This is a genomic window from Shewanella sp. 553 (assembly GCF_059338375.1).
The window spans coordinates 1645187-1671227 of the sequence record NZ_CM181701.1; the positions used below are offsets into that span (position 1 = coordinate 1645187).

The 26041-nt window shown below is 48.5% G+C and carries 21 protein-coding genes and 1 pseudogene; 14 read left to right on the forward strand and 8 right to left on the reverse strand.

The window, feature by feature from the left end; all coding sequences use genetic code 11:
• Positions 1 to 288 precede the first annotated feature (288 nt).
• Positions 289 to 2205, reverse strand: a complete 1917-nt coding sequence (locus tag AC5YBZ_RS07480; RefSeq protein ID WP_494543633.1) for a methyl-accepting chemotaxis protein — start codon at positions 2203 to 2205, stop codon at positions 289 to 291.
• Positions 2206 to 2876: 671 nt separating this feature from the next.
• Here AC5YBZ_RS07480 and rnk point away from each other — a divergent pair.
• A complete protein-coding gene (gene rnk / locus AC5YBZ_RS07485; protein WP_494543634.1) occupies positions 2877 to 3290 on the forward strand; it encodes a nucleoside diphosphate kinase regulator in 414 nt (137 codons plus the stop codon).
• 323 nt (positions 3291 to 3613) lie between these two features.
• Positions 3614 to 4660, forward strand: coding sequence for an NAD(P)H-dependent flavin oxidoreductase (locus AC5YBZ_RS07490; protein WP_494543635.1), 1047 nt, complete (start codon positions 3614 to 3616; stop codon positions 4658 to 4660).
• 20 nt (positions 4661 to 4680) lie between these two features.
• Here the strand turns inward: AC5YBZ_RS07490 and AC5YBZ_RS07495 are convergent, their stop codons facing one another.
• The 4 genes from AC5YBZ_RS07495 to AC5YBZ_RS07510 all read right to left on the reverse strand — a co-directional run bounded on the left by AC5YBZ_RS07495 (position 4681) and on the right by AC5YBZ_RS07510 (position 7461).
• Positions 4681 to 5334 carry a cupin domain-containing protein gene (locus AC5YBZ_RS07495; RefSeq protein WP_494519351.1) on the reverse strand — a complete coding sequence of 218 codons (654 nt, stop codon included), beginning with the start codon at positions 5332 to 5334 and terminating at the stop codon, positions 4681 to 4683.
• A 113-nt stretch (positions 5335 to 5447) separates the two neighbouring features.
• On the reverse strand, positions 5448 to 6197 hold the full coding sequence (locus AC5YBZ_RS07500; protein ID WP_494543636.1) for a ribonuclease H family protein: 750 nt from the start codon (positions 6195 to 6197) through the stop codon (positions 5448 to 5450).
• A gap of 39 nt (positions 6198 to 6236) precedes the next feature.
• Positions 6237 to 6752, reverse strand: coding sequence for a DUF1415 domain-containing protein (locus AC5YBZ_RS07505; RefSeq protein ID WP_494543709.1), 516 nt, complete (start codon positions 6750 to 6752; stop codon positions 6237 to 6239).
• Positions 6753 to 6867: 115 nt separating this feature from the next.
• On the reverse strand, positions 6868 to 7461 hold the full coding sequence (locus AC5YBZ_RS07510; RefSeq protein ID WP_494519349.1) for a LysE family translocator: 594 nt from the start codon (positions 7459 to 7461) through the stop codon (positions 6868 to 6870).
• Between the two features lie 352 nt (positions 7462 to 7813).
• Between AC5YBZ_RS07510 and AC5YBZ_RS07515 the strand changes: the two genes are divergently transcribed.
• Positions 7814 to 8407, forward strand: a complete 594-nt coding sequence (locus AC5YBZ_RS07515) for a DUF4136 domain-containing protein (protein ID WP_494543637.1) — start codon at positions 7814 to 7816, stop codon at positions 8405 to 8407.
• Positions 8408 to 8571: 164 nt separating this feature from the next.
• Here the strand turns inward: AC5YBZ_RS07515 and AC5YBZ_RS07520 are convergent, their stop codons facing one another.
• Together AC5YBZ_RS07520 and AC5YBZ_RS07525 are read right to left on the reverse strand one after the other, a co-directional pair.
• Entirely contained in the window at positions 8572 to 9393 is an 822-nt protein-coding gene (locus AC5YBZ_RS07520; protein ID WP_494521632.1) for a DUF2797 domain-containing protein, read from the reverse strand.
• 182 nt (positions 9394 to 9575) lie between these two features.
• Positions 9576 to 10073: a glycine cleavage system transcriptional repressor gene (locus AC5YBZ_RS07525; protein WP_494519347.1), complete on the reverse strand. Its 498-nt coding sequence runs from the start codon at positions 10071 to 10073 to the stop codon at positions 9576 to 9578.
• A gap of 183 nt (positions 10074 to 10256) precedes the next feature.
• Here AC5YBZ_RS07525 and AC5YBZ_RS07530 point away from each other — a divergent pair, with 183 nt between their 5' ends.
• From AC5YBZ_RS07530 to AC5YBZ_RS07555, 6 genes and pseudogenes are all read left to right on the forward strand, one after another.
• A complete protein-coding gene (locus AC5YBZ_RS07530; RefSeq protein WP_494519346.1) occupies positions 10257 to 12515 on the forward strand; it encodes an ABC transporter permease subunit in 2259 nt (752 codons plus the stop codon).
• A gap of 60 nt (positions 12516 to 12575) precedes the next feature.
• A complete protein-coding gene (gene pstA / locus AC5YBZ_RS07535; protein WP_494519345.1) occupies positions 12576 to 14228 on the forward strand; it encodes a phosphate ABC transporter permease PstA in 1653 nt (550 codons plus the stop codon).
• Between the two features lie 77 nt (positions 14229 to 14305).
• Complete coding sequence (pstB, locus tag AC5YBZ_RS07540) at positions 14306 to 15124, forward strand: phosphate ABC transporter ATP-binding protein PstB (protein ID WP_494524693.1); 819 nt, start codon at positions 14306 to 14308, stop codon at positions 15122 to 15124.
• An 85-nt stretch (positions 15125 to 15209) separates the two neighbouring features.
• Complete coding sequence (gene phoU / locus AC5YBZ_RS07545; protein ID WP_494519343.1) at positions 15210 to 15911, forward strand: phosphate signaling complex protein PhoU; 702 nt, start codon at positions 15210 to 15212, stop codon at positions 15909 to 15911.
• A 379-nt stretch (positions 15912 to 16290) separates the two neighbouring features.
• A pseudogene (locus AC5YBZ_RS07550) lies at positions 16291 to 18269 on the forward strand (BCCT family transporter).
• Positions 18270 to 18428: 159 nt separating this feature from the next.
• Positions 18429 to 18794: a YajD family HNH nuclease gene (locus tag AC5YBZ_RS07555; protein ID WP_110458134.1), complete on the forward strand. Its 366-nt coding sequence runs from the start codon at positions 18429 to 18431 to the stop codon at positions 18792 to 18794.
• A 44-nt stretch (positions 18795 to 18838) separates the two neighbouring features.
• Here AC5YBZ_RS07555 and AC5YBZ_RS07560 read toward each other — a convergent pair whose 3' ends face one another.
• Positions 18839 to 19099, reverse strand: a complete 261-nt coding sequence (locus AC5YBZ_RS07560) for a DUF1289 domain-containing protein (protein ID WP_494519341.1) — start codon at positions 19097 to 19099, stop codon at positions 18839 to 18841.
• A 219-nt stretch (positions 19100 to 19318) separates the two neighbouring features.
• Here AC5YBZ_RS07560 and AC5YBZ_RS07565 point away from each other — a divergent pair, with 219 nt between their 5' ends.
• The 5 genes from AC5YBZ_RS07565 to oleC all read left to right on the forward strand — a co-directional run bounded on the left by AC5YBZ_RS07565 (position 19319) and on the right by oleC (position 25940).
• Positions 19319 to 20479, forward strand: coding sequence for a chemotaxis protein (locus AC5YBZ_RS07565; protein ID WP_494543638.1), 1161 nt, complete (start codon positions 19319 to 19321; stop codon positions 20477 to 20479).
• A 73-nt stretch (positions 20480 to 20552) separates the two neighbouring features.
• Positions 20553 to 21905, forward strand: coding sequence for a methyltransferase (locus tag AC5YBZ_RS07570; protein ID WP_494519339.1), 1353 nt, complete (start codon positions 20553 to 20555; stop codon positions 21903 to 21905).
• Between the two features lie 225 nt (positions 21906 to 22130).
• Positions 22131 to 23180, forward strand: a complete 1050-nt coding sequence (locus AC5YBZ_RS07575; protein ID WP_494519338.1) for a 3-oxoacyl-ACP synthase III — start codon at positions 22131 to 22133, stop codon at positions 23178 to 23180.
• A gap of 103 nt (positions 23181 to 23283) precedes the next feature.
• Positions 23284 to 24156: an alpha/beta fold hydrolase gene (locus AC5YBZ_RS07580; protein WP_494519337.1), complete on the forward strand. Its 873-nt coding sequence runs from the start codon at positions 23284 to 23286 to the stop codon at positions 24154 to 24156.
• Positions 24156 to 25940, forward strand: a complete 1785-nt coding sequence (gene oleC / locus AC5YBZ_RS07585; RefSeq protein ID WP_494543639.1) for an olefin beta-lactone synthetase — start codon at positions 24156 to 24158, stop codon at positions 25938 to 25940. The genes AC5YBZ_RS07580 and oleC overlap by 1 nt, the downstream gene beginning before the upstream one ends.
• The last annotated feature ends 101 nt before the right edge of the window (positions 25941 to 26041 follow it).

The following is a 26041-nucleotide window of genomic DNA, read 5'->3' on the forward strand; positions in this document are numbered from 1 at the left end:
GCGTGATTGTCTCATAGGGCAAGCCTGACAACTATCTTTAAATGTTATTGCGACAGGGTTTTAGTATGATTTTTTGGCTAGCTGAGTACTAGATGTAACGTCTTCATCGCGGGCAGGCTTAAATCGCTAGTGGGGCAAAGCTTAAGCCGATGACCTTGGCTGCGTGATGCAAGGTGGATTGTTTAAATGTGGGGGTGGCGGTAAAAAAATAAGCTCTCTGACGGTGAATTGACTCACTCCGTTAAGTTGATACCAAACGGAGTGAGTTTATCTCGCTAGGAACCGCAGTTACACGCGAAAACGCGCGACTAACACCTGTAATCCCGCTGCAAGCCTAGCAAGATCATCACAAGCCAGTGCGGTTTGTTCCACCGATTGGCCGCTTTGCTCAGCAATATCACTAATGGTGGTGATGCTGCGGTTGACCTCTTCAGCGGCTAATGATTGCTGCTCAACGGCGGCCGACACTTGAATATTCATGTCGTGGATCACTTCGACCGAGCGGTTGATCTCGTTAAGTGTGCTTTGGGTACCCGCAATTTCAGCGACGGCATCATTACTCTTCTGGCTGCTACGCTGCATAACATTAACCGCTTCTTGAGTACCGCTTTGAATACCAGCGACCATCTGCTCGATTTCACCGGTCGATTGCTGCGTGCGCTGGGCTAGGTTGCGCACTTCATCGGCCACCACGGCGAATCCTCGGCCCGCTTCACCCGCGCGCGCGGCTTCAATCGCGGCGTTGAGGGCGAGTAGGTTGGTTTGTTCGGCAATATTACGGATCACCTCAAGGACTTGTTCAATACTGCTACTTTGCACTTGCAGATCGCGAATAGTTTGCGAGGCTTGCTCGACTTCTGCCGCGAGTGAATTAATCGCATCGACACTGCGCCCAACTGTGCGATTGCCCTCTAAGGCGATTTCTGTGGTCGATTGTGCATTGGTCGCGGCGTTATGGGTATTACCGGCTATCTCTTGTATCGAGGCGGCCATTTCGGTCATGGCGGTGGCCACTTGAGTGGTTTGGTCACGCTGGGTCACGACACCTTGGCGGGTCTCTCCAGCCACTGCCGATAACTCTTCTGTGGCGGCGGCCATTTGATTTGTCGAGTCGGCAACTTGCTGCACCAGTTCTTGAATTTTTGCGATAAACACATTGTAGCCTTTGGCTAAATCACTCAATTCATCTTGGCCACTCTCGTCAAGCCTGCGGGTCAGATCGCCTTCACCCTCGGCAATATCTTGCAAGGTTGTCACGGTCAAACGTAACGGTTTAATAATGGTTTGTGACAAGCCATAAGCAATGAATACCGCAAAGCCAATGGCAACAATAGCCATGATGATGACGAAGTTGCGCGTCTCACTGGCAGAATCAGCATAAAAGCTTCTATCCATCGCGATTTCAACAACGGCGATAGGCTTGCCAGAAAAATCGTTAATATTTCTGACCAGTGTCGCCCATGGTCGGCTTTGACTATTATTTTGGCTAATAACGGTTTGGCCATTCCACGCCGCTAAGATGGCATCTTGGCTAACAAAGGATTGCCCATTAATGGTCGAAGCTAATACTTTGGTGCTGCCATTGTTGACGGCATGAATCGCAATGTCCACATTGCTACCAAATGCTTGGCTAAAACGGCTAGCGAACTCTTGAGATAGGTTAAGGCCAAACTCAACAGATCCTGTATGTTGCCCTTGATAGTTCATTGGCACTAAGCCGCGAATACCAATACCAGCCACGCCACCGTCCATGCCTCTGACAGGTTGACGTGATCGATTTACTTCCACAATCGTCTCGCGCAGACTGGATAGATCGTCACCGTATTTGTCTAGTTTATGCAAGCGTAAATAAGAAGTGGCAGGGGCTGTATGGAACTGAAATTGTGCTACACCATAGTGCTGTTTAAGCACATCAAAAACCGGCTTGAATTCGCGGGTAAGCTCAGCACGGTCGCCCTCTGCAAAGGCTTGTTTTACCGACGGTTGATTAGCCACAATCGCACTCATGGCTTCGGCAAACAGCGCCTGAGTGTTAATTTGTGAGCTGGCGGCACCGTAAAGGCTCTCCATTTCCCGTTTTTCAGCCTCTGAAATCAATTGATTAGAGTTGCTTAAATAAAATATCGCCATAATGGCGACCGTGAGTGCAACTAAACTGGTAAACCCGCCTGCTAGGCGAGTTCCAATGGATAAATTTCTAAACACTTATAGCCCCTTGACTATTTAATTTGTCATCTTTAATGATGACAAATTAAATGAATATAACTAAACATGGCGAAGTCCTTTCTCTATGTCTGTTGGATTTTATTTGAGCAGGTGTCACCGTGACACTTGCAGCCTTTAATCGTCTTGAATATATAATATCGACAATTTTGCCTCATCCAACAAGTGATGCGTTCACAATTGTTACAATTGTGACGTGTCTTACATTTACGCTACCGATCCAAGCTAATGGTTATATATCACTATGGACCAATACTCATGACCAAGGGGGAAATGAGGTTGGCGTGCTAATAAGTGAATATCGTGTAACCATAGATTTTATCGGTATGAAATATTGAGTTTTTTGTTTTAAACCTTATTGTTTTATGAAGTCGAGGCTAACATTTTTAGTCGTTGCCTATTTTGGGCTTTGTTGCCATGATGATGGTCGGCCAATGTCTGGCCTACATTGTTCTGTTGGTCGTCGAGGGAGGCATGTTTGTCATGTCTGGTATGAATAACGGGACTTATGATTGACACCGTTTAATCATAAGTTCCAAAGGTGAGAAAATCGGCTCAGCGCTGCGTTACAGTGAACGTGTTTGAGCCTAATCGCATGCCTTGATGGCGATGCGTTAGTGATAATGAATTTATACAGGTTAGGTAAATTAGTTATGAGTAAAAAGCCAAATATTACAGTATCTTCTATCGACTTAGCTCGATTAGAAAAAATGATTGATGCGTTAGATGGTCAGTACTGTGCCGAAATTGATGATTTAATGGCTGAGCTTGAGCGCGCAGAGATCCTGCCTCCTGAGCGGATGCCAGCTAACATAGTGACCATGAATTCGACCGTGCGCTTTAAAGTGGCCTCATCGAATAAAGAGTTTTCATTGACCTTGGTTTACCCTCAAAACCATACTGGCGATGTAGGCCAAATTTCGATTTTAGCTCCAGTGGGCAGTGCGCTGCTGGGCTTAAAAGAAGGCGATGAAATTGAGTGGCCTAAGCCCGGTGGCGGTCAGCTAGAGGTTAAAATCATTGCGGTTGAGTATCAGCCAGAGCGAGCGGGTGAATATCATTTATAACATTTATTACTGAATCCGTTTAAGGCTACGCCGAATAAGGCTAATTTAAGCCGCATTCAGACCCTCTGGCTGTTTTATCGTGAGCTCAATGTTACTTATTGCAAAATAACCTTTTTTATTTAATAGGTTATGCATTGGATGAGTTGAATGTTGGGCTCATTTTTTATTACACTCTCTATCAAATCATGCAACTCTTAATAAGTTGACTGCAGCGAAGATTAACTCTGCTTTGAACATCAGCTTTGGCGTACTCGCTCGCCGGTAAAGCAGTGGTGTTATCAAAAAGGTATAACTACAACCATAGCCTACAAAGGATGTCGCTTATGGAGCATCAAATGGAATCACTTTTGGGTATTGAACTGCCGATTATTCAAGCGCCGATGGCGGGAGTGCAGGGCAGTGCATTGGCGATAGCGGTTAGTGATGCTGGCGGCTTAGGTTCCTTACCCTGCGGGATGTTGACGCCCGAACAGGTGATAGATGAAATTAATACCATTACGCGCGCCACGGCTAACCCCTTTAATCTCAACTTTTTTTGTCATCAGGTGCAAGCCTATGACGCGCAGCAACATGCCAATTGGCAGACACAATTATTGCCCTATTTTAATGAGCTGGGGATCGAATGTGAAAGTCAGCCTAATGGTGCCAGTCGAGTCCCTTTTAGCCATGAGATGGCCGATGCTATTGAAGCATTTAATCCGCCCATTATTAGCTTTCATTTTGGTTTGCCTGAGCCAACACTGCTTAAACGGGTTAAAAGTTGGGGCACTAAGGTGCTCTCGTCGGCGACCACACTTAAAGAGGCGCTTTGGCTCGAAGCCCATGGTGCCGATGCCATCATTGCCCAAGGCTTTGAGGCTGGCGGCCACCGTGGCATGTTCTTAACCCGTGATGTGTCAACCCAAATGGGGCTGGCGGCGTTGGTGCCGCAATTGGCGAGTCAAGTCCAGGTGCCTGTGATCGCCGCAGGAGGGATAGGCTGTCACCAAGGGGTTAAAGCCGCACTCACCTTGGGGGCGGTCGGGGTGCAAGTGGGCACGGCTTATCTGTTGACGAACCAAGCCACTACATCGCCGCTGCACCGCGCCGCAATCACGAGTGATGCCGCTATGCATACCGCTATTACCAATGTGTTTTCAGGGCGCCCGGCGCGAGGCATTGTTAATCGCCTGATGCGAGAATTGGGCTACATTAGCCCACACGCACCAGATTTCCCCTATGCTGCGATTGAGTTGACTCAATTGAGACAAGCGGCAGAAAAACAACATAACAGTGATTTTTCACCCTTGTGGTGTGGGCAAAATAGCCAAGCTTGCCACGCCATTTGTGCCAGCGAGCTGACCCTGTCTCTAGCGGGGAAAATACAATAAGCAAACCTGTGTAGGCGCAGCTATCTCACTGGCAGGTGGCCGGTTTTAACCCAAATGATGGTTTCTTGTTCAACGTAGGGGAAGTGTTCGCTCATGTGCGGGCTGCGCAGCCAAGTATGGGCTGGATATACCCCAAATTCATCACGAAACTCACCCGAGAGCACTAGGATCTCCTCGCCACCAAAATGGCGATGGGGTTGAAAGCGCTCGCCCGCAGGCCATTTGACTAAGGCCACATGCTCATGTTCAAACTGATGTAAGCCCATGACTTGAAGGCCACCTATGCCTTGTCGCCAAGGAGTATTTCGGGTGTCGATGCGCACAGTGCTGCTGTCATGTGGAGCAAATTGATTAAGCTTAACCAATAAGGTGCAACCTTGCTGGCTAAAGGGGGCGTGTTGGCTGCCGGGAGGGTTACGGATGTAACTGCCGGCAGGGTAGTCGCCGTGCTCATCAGAAAACACACCTTCAAGTACTAAAATCTCTTCACCCAGTGGGTGAGCATGAGTGGTAAACGCCGAGCCCGCCTCATATTTGACTATGCTGGTGGTGTGCCCAGACTCCTTGGCTTCTCGCTCAAGTGGCTTACGCCATACCCCTTTGGCTGGGCTTGCTTGCCAGTCTTGCTCTTGGGTGTCGATAGCCAACCGCTGAGTGAAATCCATGTTGAACATATTGTTATTCTCCAACTCATTGATGTGCTGTGTGTTAGCCCATATGGGCTAATACGGAATATAGGCAATGGTAGACCGAGATTAGCGCGATTTTATTGCGCGTAATATGTCGATTAACCGGCGCGCAGTGCCAGTATCTCATCGAGCGAAAATGGCGCGGGGTAGCGGCTAAAGTCGCGATCTTGTTTATCGATAGCATAGATAGACATGCGATCGGCGAGTTCATTGCCTTCAATGCCCACGTGGGCGGCAACATGGGATATTTTTAGCGCAGTTTTGAGCTCATCATACAGTGCGTGAGCCTGTTGGATTATCTCTAAATTAGCAATGTCGCCTGCGGTTTTGCGCTTCCAGCCTTTGGCTTTCCAGCCATAAGCCCAATTGGTGATGCAATTTAAGGCATATTGAGAGTCACTGTGAATATGAACGCTGTTACCGCGTGCAAGTTCGGTTTTTGCCATCAGCAGTGCTTGCTGCAAGGCATTTAATTCGGCGGTGTTATTGGTCCCCTTAGGGTTATATAAACCGTACCACAGCTCGGCAAGTTCACCTTGTCGATACAGTGCTAGCCCAGATCCCGCTTTGCCGGGATTTGGCTCACAGCCGCCATCGGTATAGATATCCACATCACTGTCTGGGGCCGCGCTGGCGTTGGCAGTGGCTTGGCTTTTCGGCTTGTTAGCCGATGGGCTAGGGCGGGCACTGACGCCACCTTTAGCAAAAGCGGCTTTGGCTTCGGCTTCGGTCTTAAATGACTTATAGCGGGCGCCTGCAAAACCATCGACTAAGGCTTTGGTTTGAGGCCAGCTGGTAAAAATACCGGTTTCTCGTCCTGCCCAAACCACATAATATTTTGTTGCCATGTTTATCTCGTCTTAAAGTTGTGCCAGTCGTTGTGAGTATTATTGCTTGCAGTCTCGCAAGAGTTTGACGAAAAATTCAGTGCCTTTACGTTCGGCAAAGGCGATATTACGCTCGGGGATCGACTCCGGATCAGCATAATTGGCCAGCGCCTGTTCCATGCTCGTTTCACGAATAATATGCAGTGTCGGATAAGGGGCGCGGTTAGTGTAGTTGGCCGCACTATCTTGTGGCTCGCCATCGAAACAGTAATCTGGATGAAAGCTGGCCAGTTGATACATCCCCTCATAGCCTTGCTCAATAAGCAGAACATTGGCCATGTCGACCAAATCCAGATAGAGGTAAAACCCTTCAAATCCGCGCGGTAAGATCAGTAGCGTGGTTTCTATCTCGCTATGGGCATCGAGAAGTTGGCATTCATCGATTAAGGCGTTGAGCACTTCATCGAGTTGGCGGTTTTCCACGACTTGGTAACGTATGGTATCGGCCAACACCTCTTGGCGGGCAAATGGGCAGATATTGTATTTCATGATGACCTGTTCGACCCAATGCTGCATCTCGGTGGCTATGGCCTGGGTAAAGTCATCGGTTGCTGGTCGTTGCAGTGTCACCTAGTGTCTCCATTATTATCAATATCCCCTAAGCCTATGACGGCGCAATCGTTGGGGAGAATTAAGGCGCGATCATAGGGATGATAGACAGCACAAGCAAGAGTGCCATGGTGATGTTAAACGCTTTTTGTTGCCGTTGGTTTTTTAGTAACCGTTTTAAAGCAACCCCAAAGCCTAACCAGACGATGGCACAGGGAAAGGCCACGCTTAAAAAAACCGAGGCAATGGTGAGGACTTGACCTGTGAGCGGTTGCTCTAGGGTGGTAAAGGTGGCTACCGCGCCCACTGCCATGATCCAGCCCTTAGGGTTAACCCACTGAAAAGCCGCGGCCTGGATAAAACTGAGTGGTCGACTAGTGTGTTTGCCCTCCATCTTACTGCTGCTATTAGCAATCAGCCAGGCAAGATAGAGTAAGTAGGTGATGCCAATATATTTTATAGCGACATGCAGTATGGGGTAACTTTGAAATAGGGTGCTTAAGCCTAGGCCTATCGCCAGCACCATGGCAGGAAACCCAATGCAGATCCCCGCAAGATGAGGCAAACTGGGTTTGATACCAAAGTTGACTCCTGAAGACATCAACATGATGTTATTAGGCCCTGGGGTAATACCAGATGAAAACGCAAACAGCGCAATGGCAAAAATCAGTTCCATTAATCCTTCAATCTCTTCAACGCGATAATTAACAAAGTATGATCGCCGACATTTATCTTCCTGACCAGTAAAATATTTATATAGGTAATTGCTTTTGTAACTAACTGTAATTTAAGGGAGTCGTTGTCAATTTGAATATCGAAATGGTCAACGGGTAGCACTAAATGACGGTCGAAAAATTACAATCATATATTGCATGAGGTAGACATTATTGCGATAGCATGTTAGCCGAAGATAAATGATTGTATGATAACTAATTGATCTACAAACTGAGAGTAATGACTTAGTGTCAGTATTGGTTCAATTTTAATCGGTTATACTAGCAAACGTTAACAACAAGGAAATTGATGCGATGAGTAAAATATTAATGCCATTTTTGCTGATACTCAGTATATCCGCCTGCACAGTGCATGATGCGCCCGAGTTCCAAACGGCGACAGCGCCAGAAGATAGAATCACCATAGTGGCGACGGGTGAGCTGGATTTTCTCGGCCGTGGGCAGCAAACGTTCGGCTTACATCCTCAATTTGCCAAGGTACGAGTCGATGAAGAGTCTTCCATTGAGGCGGTTCAAAAACAGATGAGCTCTGCGATACAGTCGGCGATGCAAGCGAAAGGTTATCGTTATGTGCCCGCTGGAGAGCCTGCTCAGCTATTGATCGGATTTGGTGTTGCCCTCGGTGACAGCATGTCCGATGCAGAGATCTTAAATAAGGTTGGCCTAGTACCTGGGGTTTCAGAGCAGGGCATAGATATGGGGCAGTATGCCAAAGGCTCAGTGTTACTGCTGGTGTTTTCTGGTGAGGACGCCGTGCCGAGTTGGCGCGTATTGGCACAAGGCTTTACTGAATTATCCCAAAAAAGGCCATCCATTGCGCCTAAACAAGATAATCAAAGACTCGATCGAGTGGTCGCCAAGATGCTAGCCAGTATGCCACAGCGATAATCGTTCTCTGTTGACAGCGATTTAGTTAACTATAATCGCTAGGAAAAACCATCGACAGCAGCAATGAACCTCTAGTACAAAGAGCGCTACCGTAACGGGTGACGCTCTCTCTTGTCGCGGTTAGTATCATCGACTAATGGTTAGCTGTGGCGTTACCAAAGCCGTTAATCGGCACAGAGGCTTATCTCATAGGAGGTAAACTTGCGTAGGTTAATGACCCCAGTATCGAAAATCAGATATTGACCCTTAATTCCCATCAGTTTACCTGTCACGATTGGATTTTTATCGAAGTTATGAGAGGCGATTTTTGTTGGAAACTCGCTTACTGGATACTCAATAGCAAGGATCGCTTCATCGAGTTGCTCGATAGCGTACTCCCCATGCTCCATCGACAGTTCATGAATACGTTTTTCGATGTGCGGCAGTAACACTTTTGCCTGTTCAACTAAATCGAGTGGCTCGGCATTGCCTTTAAGCATAGTGCGCCAATTGGTTTTATCATTGATCATTTTAGCCAGTTCAACTTCGATAAGGCCTGAAAGTTGTCGTGTAGAGACTTTTAGAATAGGCAAACCTTGGGTGGCACCCTGATCTATCCAGCGGGTCGGCAATTGGGTATGGCGGGTAATACCCACTTTAAGGCCCGAGGTATTAGATAAATACACATAGTGCGGTACGAAGCAGTTATCTTCACCCCACTGCGGCTCGCGGCAGGTGCCTTGTGCAAAATGGCAGGTTTCCGGTTTCATAATACACATATCGCAGCTAGCCAGCTTTTTCATGCAGACGAAACAATGGCCTTGTGAATAACTCTTCTTGGTTTTTTTGCTGCAATGACTGCAGTAAATATGGCCCGTGTGAGTAAGGGTGACTTGACGGCCGATAAGCGGATTCATCTCGATAAGTTGGTCAGACAGTGGCAACTGGTATTGCACTTGACCTTGGTTATCGAGCGCAGAACGCATCTTGCGGATGTTTCCGCTGATTGGGGCATTTGGCATCATGGAGTCCGATATAAAATAAAAAATAGCTAAAAAGTGCGAGTAAGCATCGCGATGACACCGGATTATATCAGATTGCTGGCAATGTTTTTGATTGGTTTTACCGATTGTTAATGCGCCGCTTGCAGATGATGAATTAACAATCGGTGCCTTAGTCCTGCTACAGCTTAGGCGTTGATATCGAGCACCACGTCATCGCCGATAGTGTACAGCGCCAAACGCAGTTGTTGTTCAATATCATCATTAGGAATATTTAGGCTAAAGTTAGCCCGAAAGAGTGCCACACCGGTGTGACTAGCGCTCTCATATTGAGTCGATAATCGCTCAATGTTGAGTCCTAATTCACTAATCTTATTAGATATTTGGTGCACAAGTCCGGGTCTGTCGTAGGCCACCAGTGAATAGCCTTGGTAGCGAGTATGAGGCTGTTTGTGGCGGGTTTTGGCATAGGTCAGACTCAAACCATCGATACATTCGAGGTTCTCGAGCAAGGTCTCCCAGTTGGCAGCGGGGACCTCCAGTAACAAGATAGCGGCAAATAAGCCATCGATATGGCGCAGCTCAGAGTCGAGCCAATGGCCACCATGACGGCTAACAATGTGAGCAATCTGTTCAACTAAGCCTTTTTTATCGGCCACTTGTAGGGTAACTAGGTATCGTAACATGTCGCTAAAACTCCATAAGTTGTTTAATCGTGATGCCATTTTGTCGCTGTAACAATAATGTCATCTTGACGTCATATAATCTCGATGGTCAGCAATGGGGTGTGAGTGTTTGACTATTGTTAACATAGGTATAACAACAATCCCAGTGAAAACTCTACAGAACAAACATAAACGAGGTTCTTAATGGAAACTCAGGTAACTCAACCTGGTTCTACTGCAGCGAAACTGTTGATGGCAAGAGGCTCAAATAGACGAGCGTGGCAAGATAAGCTTACCCAAATAGGGGTAACGCTTGGCGGCACTATGGTGTTTGTCGCTTTGCTGCTGATCTTCTTTTATCTGCTGTATGTGGTGAAGCCGATTTTTGATGGCGCCGATGTGACACCTGTTATGACGGCTCAGCTCGATAAACCTGACGTAGCAACCTTGATGGTAGGCAGCGATGAGCAAAATGATATTATCTATCGGGTCACCAGCCAAGGTGAAGTGCAGTTTTATCGCACCGCCACAGGCCAGCTGATTGAAAGCAATAGTATCGATATCCCCACAGATGCACACATTGTCAGTAGTGCTACCGCCTTTCCTAGTCAGCAACGCTTCGCTTATGGCTTATCAAACGGCCGGGTGATCATCGCCGATATTCAGTTTTCAGTCACCTATCCTGACAATCAGCGACTCATCACCCCTAAGGTCAGTTTTCCCTTAGGGCAGCCCTCGCTGCAAGTGGCCGATAAGGATATGGCGCTTAATCAGCTCACTTTTGCTTATTCAACCGATAGAATGAGCTTTGCCTATCGCAGCGATGCGGGTCAGTGGTTGCTTTCACGCCAAGAGGGCGAAGAGAACATGATGACCGAGGAGGTGGAATGGACCGCGACCTCTAGCGTGATAAGCGATGCGCCAGTGCAAGTGCAGCAACAGTTAATGACGCCAGATCAACGCCAGTTACTGCTGCGCTCGGGTAACCGACTATTTGTTTATGATATTGACGATACCGAAGCCGTTAGCTTAATGCAGGTGATTGAACTCGAGCGAGCCAAAACCAAGGTGACCGATGTCTCCTTGCTGGCGGGGGCCAGTTCGGTATTAGTCAGTTATGATAATGGCTTGATATTGCAATATTTTCAGGTTAATAGTGACAAAGGCCGCCAGTATCAAGCGATCCGCCAGTTTAGCAATCAGGCGGGCGTTAAGCGTATCGCTAGCGAGTTTTATCGTAAAAGTTTCGCCACGATTAGCGACTCAGGCGAGTTAAACCTCTTGTATACCACCAGTCAACGTAAGCTGTTTTCCCAAACCTTTGACCTTAAGCAACCCGGCGTGATGGGCTTTAGCCCGCGCTCCAATGCCTTAGTGGTCGAGGCGGGCGGGCAATTACACCTGTTTGTTGTGGACAATAGTCATCCAGAGGTGTCGTGGAGCGCCATGTGGGACAAGGTGTGGTATGAGGGGTACCCAGAGCCACAATATGTATGGCAGTCGACTTCGGGATCAGATGATTTTGAAGCCAAATTAAGCCTAATGCCCTTGGCATTTGGCACCATGAAAGCGGCCTTGTATGCCATGCTGTTTGCCACGCCGCTGGCTATTGCAGGCGCTATCTATACCGCATACTTTATGTCGCCAAAGGTGCGTGCCGTGGTAAAGCCCACCATTGAGATCATGGAGGCCCTGCCTACGGTGATCTTGGGGTTCTTGGCCGGTTTATGGCTCGCGCCGTTAATTGAAGATAATCTCCCAGGGCTTTTGCTGTTACTGGTGCTGCTGCCCTGCAGTATTTTGCTCAGCGCATTTGCATGGCATCAGTTGCCAGGGCGCTGGAAACAGCGCCTGCCAGAGACCTATCAAGAACTGATGCTGTTACCGGTTATCGTGTTTGTGGGGTGGTTCTCGTTTTACATTAGTCCCGTGGTTGAGCAGGCATTCTTTGGCGGTGATTCGCGCATGTTTATCACTAACGAGCTGGGGATCACTTTCGACCAACGTAATGCCTTAGTGGTCGGCATTGCCATGGGCTTTGCCGTGATCCCAACGATTTTTTCCATCGCCGAAGATGCAGTGTTCTCTGTACCGCGTCATCTGTCTAACGGCAGTTTGGCCCTAGGGGCGACTAACTGGCAAACGTTGACCAAGGTCGTGCTACTGACTGCCAGCCCAGGCATTTTCTCTGCGGTGATGATGGGGCTTGGGCGCGCTGTGGGCGAAACCATGATAGTGCTAATGGCCACAGGTAATACGGCCATTATGGAATGGAGTGTGTTTGAAGGTATGCGCACCTTGGCCGCCAATATTGCGGTAGAGATGCCAGAGTCTGCCATTGGCAGCTCCCATTATCGCGTGCTGTTCTTAGCAGCGTTTGTATTGTTTATCTTTACTTTCGTCTTTAACACCATTGCTGAAGTGGTGAGACAGCGTCTACGCGAACGCTACAGCTCGCTGTAATGGAGGCCAGTATGTTTTCGACATCAATATTTTCGCCTGTGACCTTAAGAGGCTTATGTAATGGGTAAGTGGTTTAAATCGGGTTCGCCGTGGATCTGGATGACGGGCGGCGCCGTGAGTATTAGCTTGATTGCCGTGTTGGGATTGCTGCTGTTAATCGCATGGCGCGGACTGAGTTATTTCTGGCCGGCACAGATTTATCAGTGGGAGTTAGTGGATCAACAAGGGGTACGCTCAACTTTGATTGGTGAGATTTACGACACTGAAACGGTGCCGACTGAGCGCTTGTTGTCGGCGGGGCACCAGTTTACGCAGCATCCAGGTGAAACGGTCACCCGTTACTTAATTAAAACTGGTAACCGTGAGTTTGTGAATTTGGACTTTCGTTGGGTGCTGGCCACCGATATTGTCTCGCGCACCGCGCCCTATGATGTGGCTAAGCTTGAGCGCAGTAAAAATGGCGATTTTTACGGTTATCCTATTGCCATTATCGAAGATGGCAAACGATTAGCGTTAGATGATGTTGAAGCCTCATTTGAGGCACATATCGAGCGGGCCGTCGCCTTGAGTGACCAAGCGGTGTCGCTGCAAAAAGGCGACATTGGCTCGATTAACTATCAGCTAGAAAACTTACGTCTCAAGCAGCGCGGTTATGAATTAGATAACGCTCTGACTGACAGCCGTAAGCAGGCGCTAGCGAGCGAGCGTGAGCGGCTGCAAAATGAGTACCTTGAGCTGGAAAAAACCTTCTTTGCCCTGCGTCAAGCGGCGGCTCGCGATGCGGTTGTGGTGCGCGATATGCGCGGTGAAGAGGTGGTGCTTAAACTCGATACTATTTTAGGCGTCACCTATTCTAATCGTTTAGGCATCGCCGGTAAGTTAGTCCACTGGTTTAAAGGGGTGGGCAATTTTGTCAGCGCCGATCCCCGCGAAGCCAACACCGAAGGCGGCGTGTTTCCGGCCATCTTTGGCACCGTATTTATGGTGATGTTGATGGCGGTCATTGTTACCCCCTTTGGTGTCATTGCCGCAGTTTACCTGCATGAATACGCCAAAAAAGGCCCCATCACTAAGATGATCCGCATTGCGGTGATTAACTTAGCCGGCGTGCCATCGATTGTGTATGGCGTATTTGGTTTAGGCTTTTTTGTCTATATGTTGGGCGGCTCGCTTGATCAACTGTTTTATCCCGAAGCCTTACCATCGCCCACTTTCGGCTCACCCGGGGTGATTTGGTCGGCGCTCACCTTGGCAATTTTGACCTTGCCTGTGGTCATCGTCTCCACCGAAGAAGGCTTAAGCCGTATTCCCAGTGCGGTGCGCCAAGGCAGTTTGGCGCTCGGGGCGACGAAAGCGGAAACCCTGTGGCGCATTGTGTTGCCCATGGCCAGCCCCGCCATCATGACCGGGCTGATTTTAGCGGTAGCCCGCGCCGCGGGTGAAGTGGCGCCATTAATGTTGGTGGGTGTGGTTAAATTAGCGCCCACATTGCCAATAGACATGAACTTTCCATTTGTACATTTAGAGCGTAAATTCATGCATTTAGGTTTCCATATTTATGATGTCGGTTTCCAGAGTCCCAATGTTGAGGCGGCGAGGCCCCTAGTGTATGCGACCTCATTTTTATTGGTGTCTGTGATTGTGAGTTTAAACTTAACGGCCATCGCCGTGCGCAACCACTTGCGTGAGAAGTATCGCTCGCTAGAGCATTAATTGGGCATAGATTACATTGCGCTGAAGCTCGGCTTGAGCGCCAATCCCCCTTTATCCTGAAGTGATTAGGAACAGATATGATTTCGATAGATAAGTCGGTAATGCAAACCGCGCCGGTAGACTTAGATAATTTAAGCCATGAGCAGACGGCACTGGAGATCCGCAATTTGGATCTTAAATATGCCGATAAACAGGCGCTATTTGATGTGTCGATGAAGATCCCGAAAAAGCAAGTAACCGCCTTTATCGGCCCCAGTGGCTGTGGTAAGTCGACCTTGCTGCGCTGCATTAATCGCATGAACGATTTAGTGGATAACTGCCATATCAGTGGCGAAATTTTACTGCATGGGCAAAATATTTACGCCAAAAATGTCGATGTGGCTTCATTGCGCCGCAATGTGGGCATGGTGTTTCAGCGCCCGAATCCGTTTCCCAAGTCGATTTATGAAAATGTGGTATATGGCTTGCGCTTACAGGGGATTAATAATCGTCGTCAACTCGATGAAGCCGCCGAGCGTTCGCTGCGCGGTGCGGCCATTTGGGATGAAGTTAAAGACAGATTACACGATAATGCCTTTGGCTTGTCGGGCGGGCAGCAGCAGCGTTTGGTGATCGCCAGAGCCATTGCCATTGAGCCAGAAGTCTTGCTATTGGATGAGCCCACATCCGCCTTGGATCCTATCTCGACCTTAACCATTGAAGAGCTGATCACCGAGTTAAAATCGCAATATACCGTGGTGATAGTGACCCATAATATGCAACAGGCGGCAAGGGTGTCAGATCAGACGGCCTTCATGTACATGGGCGAGTTAGTGGAATATGCCGACACTAATACCATCTTTACCACCCCGAAGCAGAAGAAGACCGAAGATTATATTACCGGGCGGTATGGCTAATCTCATCGCTATCGCAGGCTTTGAACGGCGGGCTAAGACTCGTAGTGATGGCAGAATTGATGATATTTAATAGGGTTGAATTTTAATGGAAAACATGAATTTAAATAAACATATCTCGGGTCAGTTTAACGCTGAGCTGGATGATATTCGTCATCGCGTATTGGCTATGGGGGGCTTGGTCGAGCGTCAGTTGGAGCAAGCACTCGATGCGCTTGGCAATTTAGATGTCGAACTGGCGCAGCAGGTGATTGAGGGCGACCATACGGTCAATGGTATGGAGGTGTCTATCGATGAAGAGTGCACCCGCATCATCGCCAAGCGTCAGCCGGCAGCCAGTGATTTACGTTTGATCATCGCCATTTCTAAAACCATTACCGATTTAGAACGTATCGGCGATGCGTGCGTTAAGATTGCCAAGGCGGCATTAGACAAGCGATTGAAAAATCAACAGCCACTGCTAGTCAGTATCGAGAATATGGGCCGTCATGCTACCCGGACCTTACATGCGACTTTAGATGCCTTAGCGCGCATGGACGCCGATGTCGCTCTTGAGCTGCATAAAGAAGATATCAAGCTCGACAGTGAGTATGAGGGCATTATTCGCCAGTTGATGACCTATATGATGGAAGATCCGCGCTCAATCCCCGAAGTACTGGATGTGTTATGGGCGGCTCGCGCCGTCGAGCGGGTAGGGGATCGCTGCCAAAATATTTGCGAATACATTATTTATTATGTCAAAGGCAAAGATGTGCGCCACACTTCTTATGAAGAGATGCAAAAAATCTAGCCAGTAGAGGCAAACTCAGTTGCCGATTTAGATTAGAGCAGTCTTTAAGACTGCTCTTTGGCTTTATCAAGATAGGTGAATATCTATACAATTTAGCTAAAGAGGTGAATTGATAAGGTATTTCGGGTATACTGCGCCAGCTTTTGGTGAAGGTAGATTGTATTCAATAGCGCTTTTTAATGGTTGTTATTTAATGTGATTTGTTGCGTCGTTCAAGATGTTTTTGAGCGATGCCGTTATTTACATCGTGTTTAAACGTTCACTCAGGAGTGTTCTCGCTGCTGCCTTATAACTTACATGGCGCCGCATGGACAGCATCAAATTCAACTAGACAGTCACCTGTTAGGTTGTGTGGTATTTGCTTATTTTGAGAGGAATTATGTCGATAAAATCGAGTATCAACCCACCGGTGTTTTATTCATCGGTGGTCATGATCTTTATTATGGTGTTTGTGGGTGCGGTGTGGCCTGAACAAGCACAAACTATCTTTAAATCTGCTCAGCACTGGTTAGAGATGAAAACCGGCTGGCTTTATATCTTGGCTGTGGCGATTTTCTTAATTTTTATTATCTTTGTGATGGTCAGCCGTTTTGGTGACATAAAATTAGGCCCCGACCATTCTGAACCCGATTACAGCTATAAAAGCTGGATAGCCATGCTGTTTTCGGCTGGTATGGGGATTGGGTTGATGTTTTTTGGTGTAGCAGAGCCGGTGATGCACTTCTTGGCGCCGCCCGATGCCGATCCGCAAACCATTCAGGCCGCCAAAGATGCCATGAAGATCACCTTTTTCCACTGGGGTATCCATGCTTGGGCTATTTATGCTGTGGTGGCGTTGTGTTTAGCTTACTTCTCTTATCGTCATAAATTACCCTTGCTGCCTCGTAGTGCGCTGTACCCCTTAATCGGTGAGCGTATTAACGGCCCAATAGGCCATGCGGTGGATACCTTTGCGGTATTAGGCACCTTGTTTGGTGTGGCTACCTCATTAGGTTTTGGTGTGTTACAGGTCAATTCAGGCTTAAATTACTTACTAGATGTACCAATTTCAGCCACAGTGCAGGTGGTGTTAATTATCGCCATCAGCCTAATCGCGACTTTATCGGTGTTTTCTGGTTTAGATAAAGGGGTGAAGCGCCTCAGTGAGCTTAACCTGGGACTCGCCATCTTACTGTTGATATTTGTGTTGTTATTTGGCCCAACGGTGGCCTTGTTACAAGCGTTTGTCCAAAATACTGGTGCCTATTTAAGTGATATTGTCGGGAAGACATTTAATCTTTATGCCTACGAGCAAAAGAATGATTGGATTGGCGGTTGGACACTGCTTTATTGGGGCTGGTGGATCTCTTGGTCTCCATTTGTAGGTACCTTTATTGCGCGGGTATCCCGTGGACGCACGATTCGTGAGTTTTTGATTGGCGTGTTATTTGTGCCTTCGGCCTTCACATTTTTATGGATGACCGTGTTTGGTAATACCGCTATCGACGCCATTATGAATCACGGCGCGACCTATTTGAGCGATGCGGTATCCTCTGATGTGTCGGTGGCTTTGTTTATGTTCTTCGAACATATGCCAATGTCGACCCTGTTATCGACTATCGCCTTATGCCTAGTGGTGACCTTCTTTGTTACCTCTTCAGATTCCGGTTCACTGGTGATTGATAACCTGACTTCGGGCGGCGATCCGAAGTCGCCAGTATGGCAACGTATTTTTTGGGCATTATTGCAAGGTGTAGTGGCTTCTGTACTGTTACTTGCTGGCGGGTTACAAGCCCTGCAGACGGTAGCGATAGCCAGTGCGATGCCATTTTTAATTGTGATGTTGTTAATGTGCTTTGGTTTGTTTAAGGCATTGCAAGATGACTGGCTTAAGATCAATAGCGTACAATCGCACAATACCAGTGTGCAATACGCTAAGACCAACGTCAGTTGGGAAGAGCGCATCGATGTACTGGTGTCGCATCCAAGCCATGAAGATGCTGTGCTGTTTTTGAAACATGTTGCCGCTCCCGCCTTAGAAAAGGCGTGTTTAAGCTTTGTGAAGCGTAATATTCCGGCGCAGATGCAATATGTTGAAGACAGAGTCCGCTTTATCATCCAAGAAACTGAGCAGGGTGACTTTGTCTACGGCTTAAGGATACGAGCATATACCATCCCTAATCCGTTAGAAGCCGAGATTAAAGACGGTGACGTTAATTATTATCGGGTCGAAGTGTTCCTTGAGCACGGTGGTCAACAGTATGACGTAATGGGTTACACCGAGGAGCAGATCTGGCCGACGTGGTGACCCAATATGAGCGCTATTTGCATTATCTGCATCTGTCGAGCTCAGAATATGTCAGTGATGAAAATACCTAACCCCAAATAGCTCACCTTAAGTGATTTAAAAGCCCAACTCCTTGAGTTGGGCTTTTTTATGTGGGTGGTTAAGGCATATAGTGCTGCACTATTTTGGTTGCACTTAGCTAGGCCAATGATTATTCTTGCAGGCAATTATTTTTTGCAGAGAGACAGTTCATGTCAACCCATCAAGGTCAAAGCAAGCTAGACAAAGTGCTGGCTGAGGCGCGCGAATACAAAGCCAAACGAGAAACCGGTTACCGTGAACAGGCGTTAAAACTCTACCCTTGGGTGTGTGGCCGTTGTACCCGCGAGTTTACTCACTCCAACTTGCGCGAGTTAACCGTACATCATCGCGATCATAACCATGACAATAACCCCTCAGACGGGTCAAACTGGGAGCTATTGTGCCTCTATTGCCATGACAATGAACATGCTAAGTATGAAGAGCTGATCCAATATGGTGCGACCACCGAAACCAAAGTCGAGGCGGCCACTTATAACCCGTTTGCAGACTTAAAAGGGATGATGAGCAAAAAGTGATAAGCGCCAACGGCCTGTCGCTAGCATAAGATGCCGAGCCGTTATCAACTATCTTGTTCAAGCAAGCGTTGTTCGGCTTGGCGCCACTTGTCACGGCTAATGATCTGCCCTTTATTCAGCACACTGGCCTGAGACGGCTTGCTCTGTTTTAGCTGGGCTTTACGCTGATTAACCGCCTCAACAATCGCCTGTTGACGGGCCTCGCTGGCCTCTCCCCAACCAACAATCTCATCAATATGGCGAAAACAGCCCACACAAATATCATCGTCATTAAGGCCACAGCGTGCGACGCAGGGTGAGCGCATAGGTAAACTCTTGTTGATTGTTTTGGGCGCGATTCTACGTCAGTGGCAAGGCAGATTCAACGCCGCTACCTTTTTGCTTAACATAAAGCCTTCATAGAGGTTTTTGCTGAGGCTAAGACCTGACGCTATTGAGATTATCTAATCACTATCACTTGAGCCGCCTGCATAAAACACTTACTTTAAGAGATACTTCAATCTGCTTACCTCACAGGTTATGTTATGCGCAGTAATATTCATTTTTTCTTAATCGTCATCATGTTAATCGGCGTTAGCGGCTGCTCATTACTGGAGATTAAATTAGAAAGTGATATCGAACCACTACCTAAGGAACAGCTGAATATGCGGGTGTTTAGTCGTGAGTTTAGTAATACCTTTTACGCTGGGGTTGAGCATAGCGCCGATAAAATTGCGGCGTTAGCGCCCGATGATGTGGCTATCAAGTCTCACTCCCTGATGTGGAAAATCAACAGCGAGCAAGCTTTGCAGCGGGCGCTCTTTCAGGCATCGCCTATGGCAGCTATGGTCGATACCTGGACCTTAACGGCGCAAATGTCGGCCTTTTTTGCCTCTGGCACAGGTCAACAACTGTTTGGCGAGCAGCAAGCCATTGCCGTCACCGCTAGTCAGCAACTGCAACAAGAGTTCGAGCAGACAGTGAAAGGCTTTGTCAACGAGGTCGATTTTAAGCAGTATCAGGCGTTTGTTAATCAGTACGTGGCCGATAATCCGCTGACCGATATCACCTTTGTGCGCCGTTCTGCTTTTAGGGGTTGGTTAGACTTTAAAGCCATTCATGAGTTTGAAGCGGTGACCACATTTGGCACAGTGCCCGAGGTGATGAGTGATATTTCCGATCGCATGGCGATGATATCTGAGCAGATGCCTAAGATCCTTGGCTGGAAAGCAGAGCTTTATGCATTGCATTCAAACCTAAATGTGGAACATATTCAGGTGACCTTGGCCAGCATCAGCGAAACATCGGCGCGTTTTCACCGCTTAATGGAGCAGAGCCCACAAATGATGCAAGACTTAGCGGTGGATCTGCGCCGCGAACTGACCCCACTATTACAACAGCTCAGTGAAGCGACCGATAGCAAACTCGTGCAGCTGTCTACCGAGCGACAAGCACTCGAATCTATGGTTAAAAATGAGCGCCTTGCCCTAGAGGAGATGGTGGCAAGAGAGCGTATGGCTGCCGCAGCCAATCTGGATCAAATCGCCCAGCACTCGGTTGAGGTGGTGTTTGCGCAATTAACCGCCACGCTCAAGAGCCTGATCCTCTATTTTGTCTTATTTTTGCTGGTGATCTTTTTTGCGCCGCTCGGCTTGGGCGTTTGGCTGGGCAAACGCATGGCGCTTAAGCCGCAATCGCCTCAATAGCGCTATGCTGGCTGCGGTAACTTGATTACAATAACAAGGCACTCACCGAGTGCTTTTTTATGAAGGAATCAACATGTCTTATGGTCAACCCCTGCAGGTACTTGGCGCATTACTGCATAGCAGCCGTGCGTTATGGCAGGTTAAAGCATTCGAATGTCATCATCTGCCTTGGGAGGCACACTACCCGACCTTGGCTAAGCAGGTGTGGCAAATAGACGATGATGATATCGACGCTATTGATGTCAATACGCCGCGCTTACTGGCGATCTTGCTGCCAGCACTGACGCACGATATTAACGCAATGGCCAATGGGAAGTCAGCTTCTGCGACTCAGGCGCAGGTATTGTTAGATTCGCTGGGGTTATTGTCGGGCGAAGTAAATGCTTTTGGCACTAAAAACGTCAACGCGCCAGACCAAGAGCTGCCCCATGCGCCACGCGCCGCTCAACCGCAGGTAAGTCACGCGGTACAGCATGTGGCTGTCACCGGCTTAGCCGATGAGGTAGCGCCCCATTTTAGCGCCCACATTAAAGGCCGTAAGTGGCAGCAGATCAGTGCATTTACCCAGGCCATTGCCGATGATAAGCACGATGTGCTCGAGTGGTGCGCTGGTAAAGGTCACCTGGGGCGGTTAATCGCTAAAGCGCAGCAGCGAAGTGTCACCAGTCTTGAATGGCAATCGGCCTTATGTGATAGCGGTCAAGCCTTTGCGCAGCAGTGGTCACTGCCGCAACGGTTTGTCTGCGCCGATGCCTTTAGCCCCGATGCCGCTCGGTTGCTAAAACCGGCTCAGCAAGCGGTGGCATTGCATGCTTGTGGCGATTTACATGTGGCGTTACTGCAACAGGCAAGGTGCGCGAACACTGCTTCATTGGCAATATCACCTTGCTGTTACCATCTTATTCGCGCTAGCCATTATCAGCCGTTATCGCAGGTCGCTCAGCAAAGCGGACTTAACTTAAGTCGTCACGATCTGCAGTTGCCTTTGCAGCACAGCGTTATTGCCAATGACAAGGCCACCGAGCTGCGCCATAAAGAGGTGGCGTGGCGCTTAGGTTTTGATAGCTTGCAGCGTGAGGTGAGCGGGCATGATCATTACTTGCCGATACCGTCGGTAAAACAGAGTCAGCTCAATGGTGACTTTAAGGCATTTTGTCTCTGGGCCGCAGCGCAAAAAGGGGTATCGTTGCCGGTAAACTGGCCTGTGGAGCACTATTTGGCACTAGGGTATCGACGCCAGCGACTCACGCGGCGTATCGATCTGGTGGCGCACCTGTTTCGTGACGCGCTGGAGCAATGGCTCTTACTTGATAGAGTCTGCTTTCTCGAAGAGGCGGGTTATCAGGTCAAGTTGACCACTTTTTGTGATAAGCAGATCACCCCGCGAAACCATCTGATTTTGGCTCAGCGTCACACCTATGACTAAATCGGCGCAGCCTTGGTTCTGGGCGAATGCACGTGCCACTTGGTGAGATAAAGCCGATAGACTTGGTTAAAGAGGCGACACTTGTCGACATATTGCCGAAAAAAGCCGCTCTATGATGGTTTTTTATTGAATCATGCGCCGTTTCTTGCTCAAATGTCGGGTTATCAGTGAATAATAAATATTGGCGCGGTTAGTGTTGATATATTGAGCGAACTACACGGTTGCATGAAATATTCTCGCGTTTTTATAAATAGTCTAGCCTATGAGCTGGCACCTGTAGTGGTCTCCACTTCAGAGTTAGAGTCTCGATTAGCCCCTCTCTATCAAAAGTTTAGGATCCCAATGGGGCAGCTTGCTGCATTAACGGGGATCCAAGAGCGTCGTTGGTGGCCTAAAGGCCACAGATTATCTGACGGCGCCTTGGCTGCGGCGTACAAATCTATTGAAGAAACCGGCATCAGTGTTAGCGATTTAGGCGCGGTGGTTTACACCGGCGTTTGTCGTGACCAACATGAGCCAGCCACAGCATGTCGCATCGCGGCGGAGCTTGGCGTCTCAAAAGATACTGCCATTTACGACATCAGTAACGCCTGCCTTGGGGTGTTGTCGGGTATTCTCGATATCGCTAATCGCATCGAGTTAGGCCAAATCAAAGCTGGGCTGGTGGTCTCGTGTGAATCGGCGCGTCATATTGTCGATATCACCATAGACAATATGCTAGCTGAGCCAACGATGCAAAATTATGCGCAGTCGTTAGCGACCTTAACTGGCGGCTCGGGCGCGGTGGCGGTGTTGTTAACCGATGGTAGCATCCCCTTAAAAGGCGATCGCCAGCACCAACTGCTGGGCGCAAGCCATCTGTCGGCACCCGAGCATCACAATTTGTGTCAGTGGGGCTTGCAAGAAGCGGGCACGCAACTGTACCGCGAATTTATGCGCACCGATGGTGTGGCCCTATTGAAAGAGGGGGTCGAGCTGGCACGACATACTTGGAGCCATTTCCTTGAGCAGCGTAACTGGCTGGTGGAGCAGGTCGACAAAGTGATTTGTCACCAAGTGGGCGCCTCTAACCGTAAACAGGTACTCAGTGCGCTTAATATTCCGCAAGAGAAAGAGTTTCCCACCTACCAATTTTTGGGCAACATGGGCACTGTCTCGTTGCCGGTCACCGCTGCCATGGCGCATGATCAAGGCTTTTTGCGTAAAGGCGATCAGGTGAGTTTTCTTGGGATAGGCAGTGGTCTAAATTGCATGATGCTTGGGCTTAAGTGGTAATTGGCCACTGATTGTCCCCATAGTGTTGTCTCAATCAAACAGATTATCTCGATAGCGGCGCATCGGTCGTTATCGAGGACAAGAATGGTATATAGGAAAGATCATGCTCGATACGCTATTTCCCTTTAAGCGCAATTATTTCGATATCAATGGTAACAAACTGCATTACGTCAACGAGGGCCAAGGCGAGCCGGTGGTGATGGTGCACGGTAACCCAAGCTGGTCATTCTATTATCGTAACTTGGTATCGGCCTTAAGCGATAACCATCAGTGTATTGTGCCGGATCACATTGGCTGTGGTTTGTCAGATAAGCCAGACGATAGCGCATACGATTACACCCTTGAGCAGCGTATTGATGATTTAGAAGCCTTATTAGATCACCTCAACGTTAAGCAAAATATTACCCTTATCGTGCACGATTGGGGCGGTATGATCGGCATGGGCTTTGCGGCGCGTCATCCTGAGCGGATTAAAAAATTAGTCATCCTCAACACTGGCGCGTTTCACCTGCCAGAGGCAAAACCCTTTCCGTGGGCCTTATCTATCTGCCGCAACACGCTGCTAGGTACGGTATTGGTGCGCGGTTTTAATGCTTTTTCATCGATTGCATCTTATGTTGGCGTTAAACGTCAGCCTATGCCGAAAGCGGTTCGCCAAGCGTATGTTGCGCCGTTTAACTCTTGGGCCAATCGCATCTCGACGCTGCGTTTTGTGCAAGATATTCCGCTTAAGCCTGGCGATAGAAACTATCAGTTGGTGGCGGATATTGCCGCCGCCTTGCCACAGTTTGCCACACTGCCTGTGATGATCTGTTGGGGCCTGCAAGACTTTGTGTTCGATAAGCACTTCTTAGATGAGTGGCAACGGGTGTTTCCGGGGGCTCAAGTGCATGAATTTGCCGATTGTGGTCACTACATTTTAGAAGATGCCAGTGATGAGGTTGTCGCTCATGTTCGCCAGTTTATGGCGCACTAATGACACCGCCCGTTTGCAGTAGCCCAGCCGATAGCTTATCTGGTAGCTCATCTGTTAGCCCAGTGCTGGCAAATGTCGTTGATAAACCACAATTAAATGCCGATGGTGCCAATCTGTGTCGCCATCTGCACAGCGCCGCCCAGCAAACCCCAACGCAACTGGCGGTGGCGGTGCAGCAGGCCCACGGCGGTTTGTTGACTAAAAAGTTTAGCTATCAAGAGCTTAGCTTCGATGAACTCGATAAGCTCAGCTCGCGTATGGCATTTGCCCTCGAGCAATATGGCATCACTCGCGGCATGAAAGCCGTGTTAATGGTCACCCCCAGTATCGATTTTTTCACGCTCACCTTTGCCTTGTTTAAGGCGGGGATCATTCCTATTTTGGTTGATCCTGGCATGGGAGTAAAAAACCTTAAGCAGTGTTTTGCAGAATCTCAGCCCGATGCTTTTATTGGTATTCCTAAAGCGCACCTCGCTAGGCGCTTGTTTGGCTGGGGTAAACACAGCATTAAAAAACTCATCACCGTTGGCGGCAAGGGCTGGTGGGGCGGGGTGTCCTTGCCTCAACTCTTAAGCCAGGTGCCAGTGGATAAGCCTTATCCAATGGCGCTGCTGAGTCATGATGAGATGTGCGCCATCTTATTTACCAGTGGCAGCACTGGTACGCCAAAAGGGGTGGTCTATTCCCTCCGCATGTTTGAGGCGCAAATTAGCGCGCTTAAACACGATTATCAGATAAGCCATGGCGAGCGTGATTTAGCCACTTTCCCGCTGTTTTCCCTCTTTGGCCCAGCGCTAGGCATGGCTTCTATTGTGCCTGATATGGATGCCAGTAAACCTATTACGGCCAATCCTAGCCATATCTTTGCCGCGATCGAACGCTATCAATGCACTAACATGTTTGTTAATCCGGCGCTGATTGAACGTTTAGGTGAGGCGGGCACAGATAACCACGCGGTAACACTGCCTAGCCTAAGACGGGTGATCTCCGCCGGTGCACCTGCCACCATCGCTTCTATAAAACGCTTTAGTCAGCTACTCAATGATGATGTTGAGGTGCTTAATTCCTATGGCGCGACAGAATCCTTACCCATCAGTAAAATGGGCAGTCAGGCCCTATTTGCCACTACAGATATCACAGATAACGGCGGTGGGATCTGCGTAGGTGACGCCATAGAGGGAGTCGATATTGCCATCATTGGTATCGATAACGCGCCCATTGCTCAATGGGATGACAATTTGCGCTTACCTGCGGGTGAGATTGGTGAAATTGTGGTGTCAGGGCCTATGGTCAGTCGATGCTATTATCAGCGTGACAGCGCGACGCTGCTTGCCAAAATAGTAGGCAATGACGATGTTATTTATCATCGTATGGGAGATTTGGGTTATCTCGATGCTGACGGGAAATTATGGATGTGCGGGCGCAAAGCGCACCGGGTCGAGGCGTTAGCGCCTGACAATGAGGGCAGCATCAAACGCTATTTCTCTATTCCCTGTGAGCGTATTTTTAATACGCATCCCAGCGTTAAACGCTCCGCCTTAGTGGGTATCGACATCGACGGTAACACCACGCCCCTGATCTGTTTAGAGCTGAAGCAAGGTTTAAGCTGCAGTTGCTCGGCGCAGCTGTATCACGAATTACGTGAGTTAGCCCAAACCCATGAGCAAACAAAAGGGATAACACGGTTTGCCATTCATGGGGGGTTCCCAGTCGATATTCGTCATAACGCTAAGATTTTTAGAGAAAAATTAGCACTATGGGCCCAAGCCACTTATAAAGAATAAGCAAAAATTGCCCCATTGATCTCGCCGCAAGGTAAAAGATAAATGAGTCTGACTGAGCAATGGCCGATAAATGACTGAAAAATGATGATGGCTACGGATAG

Coding starts and splice junctions, on each gene's coding strand:
- rnk (WP_494543634.1), top strand. CDS start 2,877: ATGAGTAAAAAGCCAAATATTACAGTATCTTCTATCGACTTAGCTCGA.
- AC5YBZ_RS07490 (WP_494543635.1), top strand. CDS start 3,614: ATGGAGCATCAAATGGAATCACTTTTGGGTATTGAACTGCCGATTATT.
- AC5YBZ_RS07495 (WP_494519351.1), bottom strand. CDS start 5,334: ATGTTCAACATGGATTTCACTCAGCGGTTGGCTATCGACACCCAAGAG.
- AC5YBZ_RS07500 (WP_494543636.1), bottom strand. CDS start 6,197: ATGGCAACAAAATATTATGTGGTTTGGGCAGGACGAGAAACCGGTATT.
- AC5YBZ_RS07505 (WP_494543709.1), bottom strand. CDS start 6,752: ATGCAGCATTGGGTCGAACAGGTCATCATGAAATACAATATCTGCCCA.
- AC5YBZ_RS07510 (WP_494519349.1), bottom strand. CDS start 7,461: ATGGAACTGATTTTTGCCATTGCGCTGTTTGCGTTTTCATCTGGTATT.
- AC5YBZ_RS07515 (WP_494543637.1), top strand. CDS start 7,814: ATGAGTAAAATATTAATGCCATTTTTGCTGATACTCAGTATATCCGCC.
- AC5YBZ_RS07525 (WP_494519347.1), bottom strand. CDS start 10,073: ATGTTACGATACCTAGTTACCCTACAAGTGGCCGATAAAAAAGGCTTA.
- AC5YBZ_RS07530 (WP_494519346.1), top strand. CDS start 10,257: ATGGAAACTCAGGTAACTCAACCTGGTTCTACTGCAGCGAAACTGTTG.
- pstA (WP_494519345.1), top strand. CDS start 12,576: ATGGGTAAGTGGTTTAAATCGGGTTCGCCGTGGATCTGGATGACGGGC.
- pstB (WP_494524693.1), top strand. CDS start 14,306: ATGATTTCGATAGATAAGTCGGTAATGCAAACCGCGCCGGTAGACTTA.
- phoU (WP_494519343.1), top strand. CDS start 15,210: ATGGAAAACATGAATTTAAATAAACATATCTCGGGTCAGTTTAACGCT.
- AC5YBZ_RS07555 (WP_110458134.1), top strand. CDS start 18,429: ATGTCAACCCATCAAGGTCAAAGCAAGCTAGACAAAGTGCTGGCTGAG.
- AC5YBZ_RS07560 (WP_494519341.1), bottom strand. CDS start 19,099: ATGCGCTCACCCTGCGTCGCACGCTGTGGCCTTAATGACGATGATATT.
- AC5YBZ_RS07565 (WP_494543638.1), top strand. CDS start 19,319: ATGCGCAGTAATATTCATTTTTTCTTAATCGTCATCATGTTAATCGGC.
- AC5YBZ_RS07570 (WP_494519339.1), top strand. CDS start 20,553: ATGTCTTATGGTCAACCCCTGCAGGTACTTGGCGCATTACTGCATAGC.
- AC5YBZ_RS07575 (WP_494519338.1), top strand. CDS start 22,131: ATGAAATATTCTCGCGTTTTTATAAATAGTCTAGCCTATGAGCTGGCA.
- AC5YBZ_RS07580 (WP_494519337.1), top strand. CDS start 23,284: ATGCTCGATACGCTATTTCCCTTTAAGCGCAATTATTTCGATATCAAT.
- oleC (WP_494543639.1), top strand. CDS start 24,156: ATGACACCGCCCGTTTGCAGTAGCCCAGCCGATAGCTTATCTGGTAGC.